The organism is Streptomyces sp. NPDC034099 (genome assembly GCF_055575415.1).
Genome location: NZ_JBVISR010000012.1, coordinates 140953 through 153937, shown reverse-complemented (window position 1 = coordinate 153937; position 12985 = coordinate 140953). Strand labels below are relative to the sequence as shown.

Here is a 12985-nt window from a genome sequence, read left to right as displayed (position 1 = left end):
GTCTCCCTTCCGGCGCCTACGCGCCCTGCGAACCGGACCGGCCGCTCTCGGTGAGAGCCACCGCCAGTTCCTGGACGTTGTCATAGCGCGCCTTGTGCGGCAGTCGGTCCAGCCCCTCGACGAGGGCGTCCGGCGCGTTGCCGCGGCGCAGTGCGCGGGTCAGCTCCCGCGGGCCCGCCGGGAAGCTGCCCCGGGTCAGGTTCCGGGCCAGCTCCAGCCGCAGGGCCTCCAGGTACGTCGGTCCGCGGCCCGGTGTCACCGGTCCGTACATGACGTCCGGATCGTCCTCGGCGGCGGGTTCCGGGTCGTTCCACTCCTCGCTGCGGGTGGGGTGCCCGGACCTGAGCAGACCCTGCAGTTCGTGCTTCATCTCGTCGTCGCGGTGGACGCTCATCCGGTCGCTGCCTCGCTGCATGTCTCCCTCCAGATCCTCAGGGGGTGCCGACCGCGTACCCGGACACCGGGGGCCGACACGGATTCGACCGGACGGGTCCGCTCCGATTTCCGCCGCCCGGCAGCGGATCAGTAATCGAGAAGCGCGGGCCGCCGTGCCCGCTCTAGCGTGTGACCACCGAGGCACAGAAGGCGTCACCTTCACCGAGCCCCCCGACAGATGGAGACACGATGAGCAGCGCCAAGAGGCCGGGCACCCAGGGACCCGGGTCGCACGTCGCCGACAGCCACGACCTGATCCGTGTGCTCGGCGCCCGCGAGAACAACCTCAAGGACGTCAGCATCGACATTCCCAAGCGCCGGCTGACCGTGTTCACCGGCGTCTCCGGCTCGGGCAAGAGCTCGCTGGTGTTCAACACGATCGCCGCCGAGTCGCAGCGGCTGATCAACGAGACCTACAGCGCCTTCGTCCAGGGCTTCATGCCCACCCTCGCCCGCCCCGAGGTGGACGTCCTGGACGGCCTCACCACCGCCATCATCGTGGACCAGCAGCGGATGGGCGCCGACCCCCGCTCCACCGTCGGCACCGCCACCGACGTCAACGCCATGCTGCGCATCCTCTTCAGCCGCCTCGGCGAGCCGCACATCGGCCCGCCCAGCGCCTACTCCTTCAACACCGCCTCCGTGCGGGCCAGCGGCGCGATCACCGTCGAGCGGGGCAACAAGAAGGCGGTGAAGGCGACCTTCCAGCGCACCGGCGGCATGTGCACGAACTGCGAGGGCCGCGGCACCGTCTCCGACATCGACCTCACCCAGCTCTACGACGACACCAAGTCACTCGCGGAGGGTGCCTTCACCATCCCTGGCTGGAAGTCGGACAGCCAGTGGACCGTGCAGGTCTACGCCCAGTCCGGCTTCGTGGACCCGGACAAGCCGATCCGCGAGTACACCGACAAGGAACTGCGGGACTTCCTGTACGGCGAGCCCGTCAAGGTGAAGGTCAACGGCGTCAACCTCACCTACGAGGGCCTGATCCCCAAGATCCAGAAGTCCTTCCTGTCCAAGGACAAGGAGGCGATGCAGCCGCACATCAGGGCCTTCGTGGAGCGGGCGGTCACCTTCACCACCTGTCCCGAGTGCGAGGGCACCCGGCTCAGCGAGGGCGCCCGCTCGTCGCGGATCGGCAAGATCAGCATCGCCGACGCCTGCGCGATGGAGATCCGGGACCTGGCCGAGTGGGTCCGCGAACTGGACGAGCCGTCGGTGGCACCGCTGCTCACCGCGCTGCGGGACACCCTCGACTCCTTCGTGGAGATCGGCCTCGGCTACCTCTCCCTCGACCGGCCGGCGGGCACCCTGTCCGGCGGCGAGGCACAGCGCGTCAAGATGATCCGCCACCTCGGCTCCTCGCTCACCGACACCACGTACGTCTTCGACGAGCCCACCGTCGGACTGCACCCGCACGACATCCAGCGGATGAACGACCTGCTGCTGCGGCTGCGGGACAAGGGCAACACGGTCCTCGTCGTCGAGCACAAGCCGGAGGCCATCGCGATCGCCGACCACGTGGTCGACCTCGGCCCCGGCGCCGGCACCGCGGGCGGCACCGTCTGCTTCGAGGGCACCGTGGCGGAACTGCGGGGCGCCGACACCGTCACCGGCCGCCACCTCGACGACCGGGCCGCACTCAAGGAGTCCGTCCGCAAGCCCACCGGAGCCCTGGAGATCCGCGACGCGCGGACGCACAACCTCCAGGGCGTCGACGTCGACGTCCCGCTCGGCGTGCTCTGCGTGGTCACCGGCGTGGCCGGCTCCGGCAAGAGCTCCCTGATCCACGGCTCGGTCCCGGCCGGCGCCGACGTCGTGTCGGTCGACCAGAGCCCCATCAAGGGCTCGCGGCGCAGCAACCCGGCGACGTACACCGGACTGCTCGACCCGATCCGCAAGGCCTTCGCCAAGGCCAACGGCGTGAAGCCGGCCCTGTTCAGCGCCAACTCCGAGGGCGCCTGCCCCGCCTGCAACGGCGCCGGTGTCATCTACACCGACCTGGCGATGATGGCCGGCGTCGCCACCCCCTGCGAGGACTGCGAGGGCAAGCGGTTCCAGCCCGCCGTGCTGGAGTACCGCTTCGGCGGCCGGGACATCAGCGAGGTGCTCGCGATGTCCGTGGACCAGGCGGAGGAGTTCTTCGGCGCCGGTCAGGCCCGCACCCCGGCCGCGCACAAGATCCTCCAGCGGCTCTCCGACGTCGGCCTCGGCTACCTCACCCTCGGCCAGCCGCTGACCACCCTCTCCGGCGGCGAGCGGCAGCGGCTCAAGCTGGCCACCCACATGGGCGACAAGGGCGGCGTGTACGTCCTCGACGAGCCCACCACGGGACTGCACCTCGCCGACGTCGAGCAGCTGCTCGGCCTGCTCGACCGCCTCGTCGACGCCGGCAAGTCGGTCATCGTCATCGAGCACCACCAGGCCGTCATGGCGCACGCCGACTGGATCATCGACCTCGGCCCCGGGGCCGGGCACGACGGCGGCCGGATCGTCTTCGAGGGCACCCCCGCCGATCTCGTCGCCGACCGCTCCACCCTCACCGGCGAGCACCTCGCCGCCTACGTCGGCGCCTGACCGTGCCGGCCTCCCACGGCGCCGGTACGGCTACCGGCGGTGTCCGGCGCTGTGGGATCGTGGTCGGGTGACGACGCTGGAGGACCTGGCCCGGCTGCGCCGGGCGCGCGACCTGATGGACCGCGAGTACGCCGAGCCGCTCGACGTGCCGGCGCTGGCCCGCGTCGCCCTCATGTCTGCGGGCCATTTCTCCCGCAGCTTCCGCGCCGCCTACGGGGAGACGCCCTACAGCTATCTGATGACGCGCCGCATCGAGCGCGCGATGGCGCTGTTGCGGCGCGGCGACCTGAGCGTCACCGAGGTCTGCTTCGCGGTCGGCTGTACCTCGCTGGGGTCGTTCAGCTCGCGCTTCACCGAACTGGTCGGCGAGAGCCCGAGCGCCTACCGCGAGCGCGACCACTCGGCCGGCGCCGCCGTCCCCGCCTGCGTCGCCAAGGTCTACACCCGGCCGGTCAGGAACGGCGAGCCGGTCGGGAACGTCCAGCCGGTCAGGAACGGAGAAGCGACGCCCGCGCCGCCGCCCGTAGCGTGACGCGCATGGACATCAACCTCTCGCAGTGCTTCATAGCCGTCGACGACCACGACGAGGCGCTCGGCTTCTACCGGGACGTGCTCGGTATGGAGGTCCGCGACGACGTCGGGTTCGAGGGAATGCGCTGGGTCACCGTCGGCTCCCCGGCGCAGCCCGGTGTGGACATCGTCCTCGAACCCCCGCTCGCCGACCCCAACGCGTCGGCCGCCGACCGGGAGGCGATGGCCGACCTCCTGGCCAAGGGGCACCTGCGCGGCGTCGTCCTCGCCACCGACGACGTCGACGCCACCTTCGAGCACGTCCGCGCGGCGGGCGCCGAGGTCCTCCAGGAACCGGTCGACCAGCCCTACGGCGTCCGCGACTGCGCCTTCCGCGACCCGGCCGGCAACATGGTGCGCTTCAGGCAGCCTCGCAACGGCTGAGAATCAGGGTGTTTGGATTGGGGGACCGGGGGCAGGCGCAAGGTCAGTGCTTCGGACAGGAGGCACGTCCGTGGGAGCGGCGCGACACCGCCACGGACGCGTCCGCGCGGGGCCCGGACGCCCTCCCACGGTGACCGCCCGACCTCAAGGGCCGTGTCGTCGTACGGCTCCGCCCGCCCCCGCGAGCCGGAGGTTCCCCCGACCCCGGCCGCCCGGGAGCGGGCCGTGCCGACCGGACTGCCGTCCGGCGCGACGACGGGACCCCGCACTCCGAGGGAGTTGCGACGCACCATGCCGATCCACGCCAGTGTGAAGCACCCGCACGACGACGCACCCGACACCGCCGACGCCTTCCGCCGGCTCGCCGCCCTTCCCGACGGCCCGGAGCGCGACGCGCTCCGCGACCGGATCGTCGAGGCGTGGCTGCCCATGGCCGAGCGGCTGGCGGGACGGTTCCGCAGCCGCGGCGAGAGCCACGAGGACCTGCGCCAGGTCGCGGCCCTCGGTCTCGTCAAGGCCGTCGACCGCTACGACCCCGAGCTCGGCAACGCCTTCGAGAGCTACGCCGTGCCGACCATCACCGGCGAGATCAAGCGCCACTTCCGCGACCACATGTGGACCCTGCACGTGCCGCGCCGGGTCCAGGAGCTGCGCAACCGCGTCCGCTTCGCCGGCCAGGACCTGTCCCAGACCATCTCGGGCCGCAGGCCCACCGTCTCCGAGATCGCCGAGCGCGCCGACCTGAGCGAGGAGGACGTCCGGATCGGGCTGGAGGCCCTGGAGAGCTTCACGGCCCTGTCCCTGGACGCCGAACTCCCCGGCAGTGAGGACGGCTACTCGTTGGCCGACGCGCTCGGCGCCCCCGACCCGGCCCTCGACACGGTCGTCGACCGCGAGGCCGTCAAGGACCGGCTGGCCGCCCTGCCCCCGCGCGAGCGCGCCATCCTCTACATGCGCTTCTTCGACGACATGACCCAGAGCCGCATCGCCGAACAGCTCGGCATCTCCCAGATGCACGTCTCCCGCCTGATCACCCGCTGCTGCGACCGGGTGCGGGAGCAGGTGCTGCGGGACCCGGGCCCGGAAGCGTGAAACCTTGGGCTCACCCGCCCGGGCGCCCCGTTCGCGCGAACGGAGCACGGTGACGGGCGTCCCCGTGCCGGGCGGGCTGTGATGGCCGAGGGGCGCGAGTGCAGTGCCCCGCAAGCCGTCGCTCGAAGGAGCCCGTCCCATGCGTCGCACCGCCCGCGCCCTGTCCGTCGCCGTGCTGGCCAGTGCCGCCCTCGGTCTCTCCGCGGGGCTCGGCGCGGCCGACCCGGGAGTCCCGCCGCCCCCCGCCGACATGGGGGAGCCCGTTGCCCCGCCGTCCGCCGAGGACCCGGCAGCCGTACCCCCGCCGTCCGCGGAGGAGGCCGACCCGCCGACCGCCGGGCAGGCCGCCGCACAGGTCAGCCCGGCGGACGCCGCCCCCGGTGACACCGTCACCGTCTCGGTCTCGTGCGGCCCGACCGGCGGGGCCGCGCCCGCGAGCCTCGACGCCACCTCCGCGGCCTTCGAGGAGGGCACCGTCGCGTTGCGCAAGGTGGCGGACGACGCGGGGGCGGCGTCCGGACCGGCCTACCGGGGCACCGCGCGCATAGCGGCCGCCGAGGACTTCGCGGCCGAGCGGAGCGCGCAGGGCACGGAGGACTCGACGGGCGCCGGGGGCGCCGCGGACACCGAGGGCTCGGCGGAGACGGACGGCGCCGGGGCCGCGGAGGACTGGACCGTCGACGGCGCCTGCCCGGACGCCTCGGGCGGCGAGGGCGGCGACCCCTGGAGCGCGACCATGAGCGTGCCGGAGGAGAACGGCGCCGGCGCCGGTCAGCCGGCGTGCCGGGAGACCGCCGCCCCGCGCGCGGGGACCTCCGCCCACGGCACGCCCTGCGCCCCCACCAAGCCCGCCTGCCCCGAACCCACCGCGCAGGGCACGTCCTGCGGCGGTGGGACGGCGGAGCACGGGGTGCGGGCCGGTACCGGCGGGACCTTCGGCGACTCGGTGCCCGCGCTGGTCGCCGGTGGCGTCCTGATCGCGGGCGCGTGCGGCGCGGCCGCGCACCGGCTGCGGCTGCGCCTGCGCGGGGAGGACGGCCAGCGCTGACCCCGCGCGGACGCCGGTCCGACTGTGACGCGCGCAACCGGAGCCGGAGCCATGGCGGGGCGGCGCGATGGGTACTGGGATCAACGAACGGCGAGCGAGCACGGGACGGGCCCGGACCGGCCCGGGCCCGGCCGGAAACCAGGACCGGGCCCGACGGAGACGGGACACGGCACGGACAGGCGGCACGGACGCGCGGAGGTACGTATGCGGCGCACGGTCCCCGAGGGCCCGGCCACCGGACCCGCAGGCCACGGCACCGTCGGCCGCACCGGTGCGGGCCACGGCGCCGTGGGCCACGGTCCCGTCCGGTACGGCCCGCACTTCCCCGACGACGGGCTGCCGGTGCTGCCCGAGCTGTCCGCCGTACTCGCCGCCGCCGCGGGCCGCTCACGCGGGGAACCGGCCGGTGGCGCCCCCGCCCTCCTGGACGCCGCGAGCGGTTACTGGGACCGTCGAGGCCTGACCACCGAACCCGCCCACCTGGCCGCCGCCCCCGGCGCGGGCGCCCTCCTGCTCGCGCTGACCGCCGCACTGGACGGCGACGTGCTGGTGCCCCGTCCCTGCGCCGCATGGTGGGCACCGTACGCACGGCTGCTGGGCAGACCCGTCTTCCACGTCCCGACAGCGGCCGAGTCCGGCGGCGTGCCCGACCCGTACGCCCTGCTGGAAACCGTCCGCCGGGTCCGCGCCGAGGGCGGCGACCCCCGACTGCTCGTGCTGTCCGTCGCCGACGACCCGACCGGCACCGTCGCGCCGCCCGAGCTGCTGCACGAGACCGTCGAGGCCGCCGCGGGCGAGGGACTGCACCTGGTCAGCGACGAGACCTGGCGCGACACCCTGCACGACCCGCACGCCACCGTGCTCCTCAGCCCCGCCGAGATGCTGCCCGAGCGGGTCACCGTCGTCACCGACCTGGCGGGCGCGCTGCTCCCGCCGGCCTGGCCGGCCGCCGTCGCCCGCTTCCCCGCCTCCGCCGCCGGGAACGGCCTGCACGCGCGCGTGCTCGACGTGCTCACCGCGCTCGGCGCCCGCGTCGCGGCCCCCGTCGCCGCCGCGGCCGGGTACGCGCTCGACGAACCCGAGCCGGTCACCGACCGCCGGGCCGCCGCCGTACGCCTGCACGCGCGCGTGGCCGCCGCCGTGCACACCGCCGTCGTCGCCGCGGGCGCCACCGCCCGGCCCCCGCAGGCGGGCCGCCACCTGTACGTCGACCTCGGCCCGCTGCGCGACGCGCTCGGCGCCGAGGGCGTCGGCGACGCCCAGGAACTGGAGGACTTCCTCAGCGCCCGGCTCGGCATGCCGGCCCCCGGCGGCCACCGCTTCGGGGACGACCTGGCCGCCCTGCGCGTCCGGCTCGCCACCGGGCCCCTGCTCGACGCGGGCACCGACGAGCGGCGGGCGGAATGCCTCACCTCGCCGGACCCGTTGGAACTGCCACACGTGCAACGCGCGTTGACCGGTCTGAAGTCGGTCTTCGACGGTCTCCGCGACGCTCAGCGATGGGAGCCCCCTCGATGACGCAGCAGCCCCGGTCGACCACCAGCAGCCCCGAGTCCGCCGAGGACACCGACGCGGCCGCCGCCCACCCGCCGCTCGCCGAGCCCCGGCCACCGGCCGAGCACCGGGTGTGGCCGCGGACCTTCCACGACCGGCTGACCGCCCCGCTGCCCGGTCTGAAGGCCCTCGCCAGATTCGCCCGCGAGGGCGCTGTCAGACCCGGACCCGCCGGACTCGCCGACATCCCCCGGCTGCCCTACGCCCCCGGCCCACTGCCCCGCGTGGACGCCCGCACCGTCGCCGTCACCTGGGCCGGACACGCCAGCTGGGTGGTGCGGATCGGCGGCCTCACCGTGCTCACCGACCCGGTCTGGTCCCGCCGGATCCTCGGCACCCCGCCCCGGGTCACCCCCGTCGGCGTCGCCTGGAGCGCCCTGACCCGCGTCGACGCCGTCGTCATCAGCCACAACCACTACGACCACCTGGACGCGCCCACCCTGCGCAGGCTCCCGCGCGACACCCCCGTCCTCGTGCCCGCCGGTCTCGGCCGCTGGTTCCACCGCCGCCGCTTCACCCGGGTCACCGAGCTGGACTGGTGGGAGGCGACCGAGCTGAACGGGGTCAGGTTCGACTTCGTCCCGGCCCACCACTGGTCCAAGCGCACCCTCACCGACACGTGCCGCACCCTGTGGGGCGGCTGGGTCCTCACCGGCCCCGACGGGCGGCGCGTCTACTTCGCCGGTGACACGGGGTACGGCCACTGGTTCGCCCGTATCGGCCGCCGCTACCCCGGCATCGACCTCGCCCTGCTCCCCATCGGCGCCTACGACCCCCGCTGGTGGCTCAGCGACGTGCACTGCGACCCGGAGGAGGCGGTACGGGCCGCCCAGGACGTCGGCGCGCGCCACATGGCGCCGATGCACTGGGGCACGTTCGTGCTGTCCGCGGAGCCGGTCCTGGAACCCCTCACCCGCGTACGCGCCGCCTGGGAACAGGCGGGCCTGCCCCGCGAACGCCTGTGGGACCTGCCGGTCGGCGGCTCCCGGGTGCTGGAGTAGCGACCACCGCCCGGCACAGGACCCGTCCTCGCCCCGCGACCCCGTGAGTGACGCACCGGCGCGCCTGCCGTGTTTCCGGTCGCCGGACGTGTCGCCGCACGCCCCGGACGGTCCTTCGTGGGGCCGTCCGCGTGTCCCGGGCCAACCGCCGAAGGCCTACGCCTTCGCCGGTCCCCGGAAGTGGCGCCACACGCCCGGGGCGGTGCTGACCAGTACGGTGAGGGCGATCGCCGCGGCGACGCCCTCCCACGGCTTGCTGAACAGGGCGCCGCTGAGGACCCCGATCAGCTGGTAGGTCAGCGCCCAGGCCAGGCAGGCCGGCAGGTTGCCGCGCGCGAAGCGGCGCAGCGGCCACTTCGCCAGCAGGCAGGCCAGCATCACCGGTATCCGGCCGGCCGGCACCAGCCGGGAGAGCACCAGCACCGCGACGTCGTGCTCGGCGAGTTTCTCCTGCGCCTGCGCCAGCCGTTCCTCCGGCGCCCGGGACCGGATCGCCTCCAGCCAGCGCGAGCCGTTCTTCGAGCCCACCCCGCGCCGGCCCAGCCAGTACAGCGCCATGTCGCCGCAGAACGCGGCCAGCGACGCCGTCGCGAACACCATCAGCATGGCGAACGGCAGCGTCTGGTGCATCGCCACCACCGCCGCCGAACTCACCAGCGCTCCCGTCGGTACCACCGGCACCAGCGCCCCGATCAGCACCAGCAGGAACAGCGACGGATAGCCGAGCGCCTGCTGCGTCGGCTCCGTCGGTATGTTCAGTGTCGCGGCCCCCAGCCAGCTCACCGCGCGACCTCCACCCGCACACTCTCGCCGTGCCCCAGCCGGTGCACCGCCACGCCCGGCGCGCGCAGCGCCGACAGGCGCACGAACTCCTCGCCCGGCGTGTGGAACTCGTGGGGGCGCACGGCGTCCATCCCGATCGGCCAGTACGTGCCGTAGTGCACCGGCACCGCCGTGCGCGGCGCCAGCCGGGCCAGTGCCTCGGCCGCCCGCCCCGCGTCCAGGTGCTCCGCACCCAGGTAGGGGCCCCAGCCGCCCACCGGCAGCAGCGCCACGTCGACCGGCCCGACCTCCTCCTCCATGCCGTCGAACAGACCGGTGTCCCCGGCGAAGTACGTCCGGACCTCGCCCTCGACGACATAGCCGAGCGCCGGTGCGCGGTGCCGTCCGACCGGCAGCCGCCGCCCGTCGTGCCGCGCGGGGACCGCCCGTATCCGCAGGTCACCGACGGTCGTCTCGTCGCCCGGCGCCACCTCGGTCAGCTCCAGGTGCCCGAGCCGGCGCAGCCCCGGCACCGCCCGTCGTGCGCCCCGGGGCACGAGCAGGCGCGTGCCCGGCGCGAGCCGCGCGAGCGACGGCACATGCAGGTGGTCGGCGTGCAGATGGGAGACCAGTGCCACGTCCGCGCGCCACGCCGCCGGCGGCGGCACCGCGCCCCGCCTGCGGCGCAGATGGGCCAGCCGGCGGACGAACAGGGGATCGGTGAGCACGCGGATGCCCGAATCCTCGACCGTGCAGGTGGCGTGACCCCACCAGGTGAGCTCCACCGGCACCTCTTTGCCTCCTTCGCGCGACTCCCCGAAGCCTACGTCCAGGAGTAGGGTCGGCGGCGAAAACGGGAGGTGACGGGAGGTGAGGGGGACACCATGGGGCCGGTGCGGGTGACGGCGATCGCGAGTCTGACGCCACTGGAACAACTGGACGACGATCCCTTCCTGGTCGACTCCCGCAGCCAGCACGCCATGTGCGCCCGCTGGGCCGTGGAGCACGGCTACGTCGTCGCCAGGCAGTTGCTGGTGCGCGGTCTGCGGCACGACCACGACGCCCTGTGGGACGGAGTGCGCCCCGGACAGGACCTGTTCGTGGCGCCCAGCCGCCGGGTGCTGGAGAGCGCGCTGTCCTCCGTCGACGACTTCACGGCGGAGTGCGCGCGGCGCGGCGTCCGCGTCGAGACCGTCGGCCACGCGGAACCGTCCTACGACGCCCGGATGAAGGCGTGCGTGCACCGCAGGCTCTCGATGCCGACGGCCGGGTACGACGGCCGCTGACCGCCGTCGCGCGGGTGCGAACCGGACCCAGGGGGGACAAACGGGCAGTCCGGAGCGTTGTGGCAGGGTGGGGAAGGCCCGCGCGGACGACGGGCCGGGACGTGAGGTGTGCAGAGCGTGGGTGGAGGGCGTTGGCGCCGGGTCGCCAGTCAGACGGGGCGGAGTGTCACGGTGTGGGCCGTCTCCACCGTCACCATGCTCGTGCTCGCCGGGATCCTGCCCGACTTCCGGCTCCAGTCGCCCGACGGCGACAGCGCGACCGACATCGCCATGACCGCCGCGGTCGGCGCCGGAGCCTTCGGCCTGCTCTCGGCCCTGGTCTGGCCGCTCCTGGTCCGCCTGCTGCTCCTGGTGCCGACCCTCGTCCTCGGACTGCTGGTCTTCTTTCTCAACGGCGGCCTGCTGCTCCTCGCGATCGACGTCAACCCGGCCGGACGCGGCGGCGTCGCCCCCGAGACGGCGGTCGTCGTGGCCGCCGTCATGTCCGCCGTCGCCTCCGCCACCGGCGGCGCCCTGGCCGTGCGCGACGACGACGCCTACCGGCGCCGCCTGTACCGCCTCGCCGACCGCCGCCGCAGATCCGGGCCGCCCTGCCCGGCAGACCCCGGCACCGTCTTCCTCCAGTTGGACGGCGTCGGCCACGACGTCCTGCTCGACGCCGTCGACCGCGGCGCCATGCCCACCATCGCCCGATGGCTCGGCCGCGACGGCGCCTCCGCCACCCACCGGCTCGCCCCGTGGCGCACCGACTGGTCCAGCCAGACCGGCGCCAGCCAGCTCGGCATCCTGCACGGCAGCAACCACGACGTCCCCGCCTTCCGCTGGTACGAGAAGGACAGTGGCGAGGTCATGGTCTGCAACCGCCCGTCCAGCGCCGCCGAACTCCAGTACCGCGCCGTGCGCCGCACCGGCGACGGCGGACTGCTCAGCCTCGACGGCGCCAGCCGCGGCAACCTGTTCGGCGGCGGCGCCGACGAACAGGCCCTCGTGCTGTCCATAGCCACCCGCCGCCGCAGCCCCGAGACCCGCTCCAGATCCGGCTACTTCGCCTACTTCTCCGACCCCGCCAACGCCGTGCGCACCGCGATGTCCTTCGTCGCCGAGGTGTGCCGGGAGATCGGCCAGTCCACCCGCGCCCGCGTCCACAAGGTCCGCCCGCGGGTCTCGCGCGGCGGTCTCTACCCGTTGGTGCGCGCCTTCGCGACGGTCGTCGAACGCGACGTCGTCGTCGCCGCGGTCATGGGCGACATGCTCGCCGGCCGCACCGCCGTCTACGCCGACCTGGTGGCCTACGACGAGGTCGCCCACCACTCCGGGCCGGGCGGCCGGGACGCCGTCAAGGTCCTCCAGCGGCTGGACCGGTCCCTCGCCCTGATCGAGAAGGTCGCCGAGCACGCCCCCCGCCCGTACCGGATCGTGATCCTCTCCGACCACGGCCAGAGCCCCGGCGAGACCTTCCGCGCCCGCTACGGCCTGACCCTCGCCGACCTGGTGCGGGCCGGCTGCGGACTGCCCGTGCCGCGCAGTGCCCGGCGCACCCGCAGCGGTGCCGAGGCGCGCAACACCGTACGGGCCGCCCTGCACCGGCCCGTCGAGGAGTGCGCCGAGCAGCAGCGGCCCGCCGACACCCCCACCGGGCGCCGCTCCGAGCCGATCGTGCTGGCCTCCGGCAACCTGGGCCTGGTCTCCTTCCCGGACGTGCCGCACCGGATGACCAGGGAGGAGATCGACGCACGCCACCCCGCCCTGCTGCCGACCCTCGCCAACCACCCCGGCGTCGGCTTCCTGCTGGTGCGCAGTGAGGAACACGGCGGTGTCGTGCTCGGCGCGCGCGGCGTCGAGGTGCCGCTGGACCGGCTCGACGAGGACCCGGGGCCGCTCGCCCCCTTCGGTCCCGGCGCCGCCGACGCCGTACGCCGCACGCACTCCTTCCCGCACACCGCCGACATCATGGTCAACTCCTTCCACGACCCGGCCGACGGCGAGGTGCTCGCCTTCGAGGAGCAGATCGGCTCGCACGGCGGACTCGGCGGCGCCCAGTCGCGCGCCTTCCTGCTGTCGCCGGTCGTCCTGTCCGCGCCGGTCGCCGAGGACGCGGAGATCGTCGGTGCCGAACACGTGCACCGGGTGCTGCGCCGCTGGCTGCGCGAGTCGAACGGCCCGCAGGTGCCCGTGGGCCCTGTGGACGATTCGCGGCCGAACGCCGTGGACGACGCACCTTTTCCCGTCACGGAGGGGTTCGTACAGGACAAAAGCGCCTGATTTGGAACGAT

The 12985-nt window shown here is 74.3% G+C and carries 12 protein-coding genes; 9 read left to right on the top strand and 3 right to left on the bottom strand.

The annotated features are described in order from the left end of the window. Positions 1-16: 16 nt before the first annotated feature. Positions 17-415, bottom strand: a complete 399-nt coding sequence (locus tag ACZ56V_RS30390; protein WP_052840523.1) for a DUF2795 domain-containing protein — start codon at positions 413-415, stop codon at positions 17-19. Between the two features lie 209 nt (positions 416-624). Between ACZ56V_RS30390 and ACZ56V_RS30385 the strand changes: the two genes are divergently transcribed. From ACZ56V_RS30385 to ACZ56V_RS30355, 7 genes are all read left to right on the top strand, one after another. Further along, positions 625-3015, top strand: a complete 2391-nt coding sequence (locus ACZ56V_RS30385) for an ATP-binding cassette domain-containing protein (protein WP_398915926.1) — start codon at positions 625-627, stop codon at positions 3013-3015. A gap of 115 nt (positions 3016-3130) precedes the next feature. After that, on the top strand, positions 3131-3547 hold the full coding sequence (locus ACZ56V_RS30380) for a helix-turn-helix transcriptional regulator (protein ID WP_468946845.1): 417 nt from the start codon (positions 3131-3133) through the stop codon (positions 3545-3547). Positions 3548-3552: 5 nt separating this feature from the next. Further along, positions 3553-3969: a VOC family protein gene (locus ACZ56V_RS30375; protein WP_468946710.1), complete on the top strand. Its 417-nt coding sequence runs from the start codon at positions 3553-3555 to the stop codon at positions 3967-3969. A 291-nt stretch (positions 3970-4260) separates the two neighbouring features. After that, complete coding sequence (locus ACZ56V_RS30370; RefSeq protein ID WP_468946707.1) at positions 4261-5061, top strand: RNA polymerase sigma factor SigF; 801 nt, start codon at positions 4261-4263, stop codon at positions 5059-5061. A 139-nt stretch (positions 5062-5200) separates the two neighbouring features. Next, a complete protein-coding gene (locus ACZ56V_RS30365; protein ID WP_468946704.1) occupies positions 5201-6109 on the top strand; it encodes a hypothetical protein in 909 nt (302 codons plus the stop codon). A 204-nt stretch (positions 6110-6313) separates the two neighbouring features. Beyond that, on the top strand, positions 6314-7627 hold the full coding sequence (locus ACZ56V_RS30360; protein WP_398915934.1) for an aminotransferase class I/II-fold pyridoxal phosphate-dependent enzyme: 1314 nt from the start codon (positions 6314-6316) through the stop codon (positions 7625-7627). Further along, positions 7624-8664, top strand: coding sequence for an MBL fold metallo-hydrolase (locus ACZ56V_RS30355; RefSeq protein WP_398915935.1), 1041 nt, complete (start codon positions 7624-7626; stop codon positions 8662-8664). The genes ACZ56V_RS30360 and ACZ56V_RS30355 overlap by 4 nt, the downstream gene beginning before the upstream one ends. A gap of 156 nt (positions 8665-8820) precedes the next feature. On the opposite strand, the gene ACZ56V_RS30350 is transcribed toward ACZ56V_RS30355, so the two are convergent. Together ACZ56V_RS30350 and ACZ56V_RS30345 are read right to left on the bottom strand one after the other, a co-directional pair. Beyond that, positions 8821-9447 carry a DedA family protein gene (locus tag ACZ56V_RS30350; RefSeq protein WP_467382783.1) on the bottom strand — a complete coding sequence of 209 codons (627 nt, stop codon included), beginning with the start codon at positions 9445-9447 and terminating at the stop codon, positions 8821-8823. After that, positions 9444-10217 carry an MBL fold metallo-hydrolase gene (locus ACZ56V_RS30345; protein ID WP_398915938.1) on the bottom strand — a complete coding sequence of 258 codons (774 nt, stop codon included), beginning with the start codon at positions 10215-10217 and terminating at the stop codon, positions 9444-9446. The genes ACZ56V_RS30350 and ACZ56V_RS30345 overlap by 4 nt, the downstream gene beginning before the upstream one ends. 93 nt (positions 10218-10310) lie before the next feature. Between ACZ56V_RS30345 and ACZ56V_RS30340 the strand changes: the two genes are divergently transcribed. Together ACZ56V_RS30340 and ACZ56V_RS30335 are read left to right on the top strand one after the other, a co-directional pair. Beyond that, positions 10311-10712, top strand: coding sequence for a hypothetical protein (locus tag ACZ56V_RS30340; protein WP_104634093.1), 402 nt, complete (start codon positions 10311-10313; stop codon positions 10710-10712). A gap of 108 nt (positions 10713-10820) precedes the next feature. Beyond that, the gene (locus ACZ56V_RS30335) at positions 10821-12974 is read left to right on the top strand and encodes a phage holin family protein (protein WP_468946698.1); all 2154 of its coding nucleotides are present in this window, start codon (positions 10821-10823) and stop codon (positions 12972-12974) included. Positions 12975-12985 lie beyond the last annotated feature (11 nt).

Bases quoted from the DNA above. Each gene is read 5' to 3' on its own strand.
- ACZ56V_RS30390 (WP_052840523.1), bottom strand. From the start codon at position 415: ATGCAGCGAGGCAGCGACCGGATGAGCGTCCACCGCGACGACGAGATG.
- ACZ56V_RS30385 (WP_398915926.1), top strand. From the start codon at position 625: ATGAGCAGCGCCAAGAGGCCGGGCACCCAGGGACCCGGGTCGCACGTC.
- ACZ56V_RS30380 (WP_468946845.1), top strand. From the start codon at position 3,131: ATGGACCGCGAGTACGCCGAGCCGCTCGACGTGCCGGCGCTGGCCCGC.
- ACZ56V_RS30375 (WP_468946710.1), top strand. From the start codon at position 3,553: ATGGACATCAACCTCTCGCAGTGCTTCATAGCCGTCGACGACCACGAC.
- ACZ56V_RS30370 (WP_468946707.1), top strand. From the start codon at position 4,261: ATGCCGATCCACGCCAGTGTGAAGCACCCGCACGACGACGCACCCGAC.
- ACZ56V_RS30365 (WP_468946704.1), top strand. From the start codon at position 5,201: ATGCGTCGCACCGCCCGCGCCCTGTCCGTCGCCGTGCTGGCCAGTGCC.
- ACZ56V_RS30360 (WP_398915934.1), top strand. From the start codon at position 6,314: ATGCGGCGCACGGTCCCCGAGGGCCCGGCCACCGGACCCGCAGGCCAC.
- ACZ56V_RS30355 (WP_398915935.1), top strand. From the start codon at position 7,624: ATGACGCAGCAGCCCCGGTCGACCACCAGCAGCCCCGAGTCCGCCGAG.
- ACZ56V_RS30340 (WP_104634093.1), top strand. From the start codon at position 10,311: ATGGGGCCGGTGCGGGTGACGGCGATCGCGAGTCTGACGCCACTGGAA.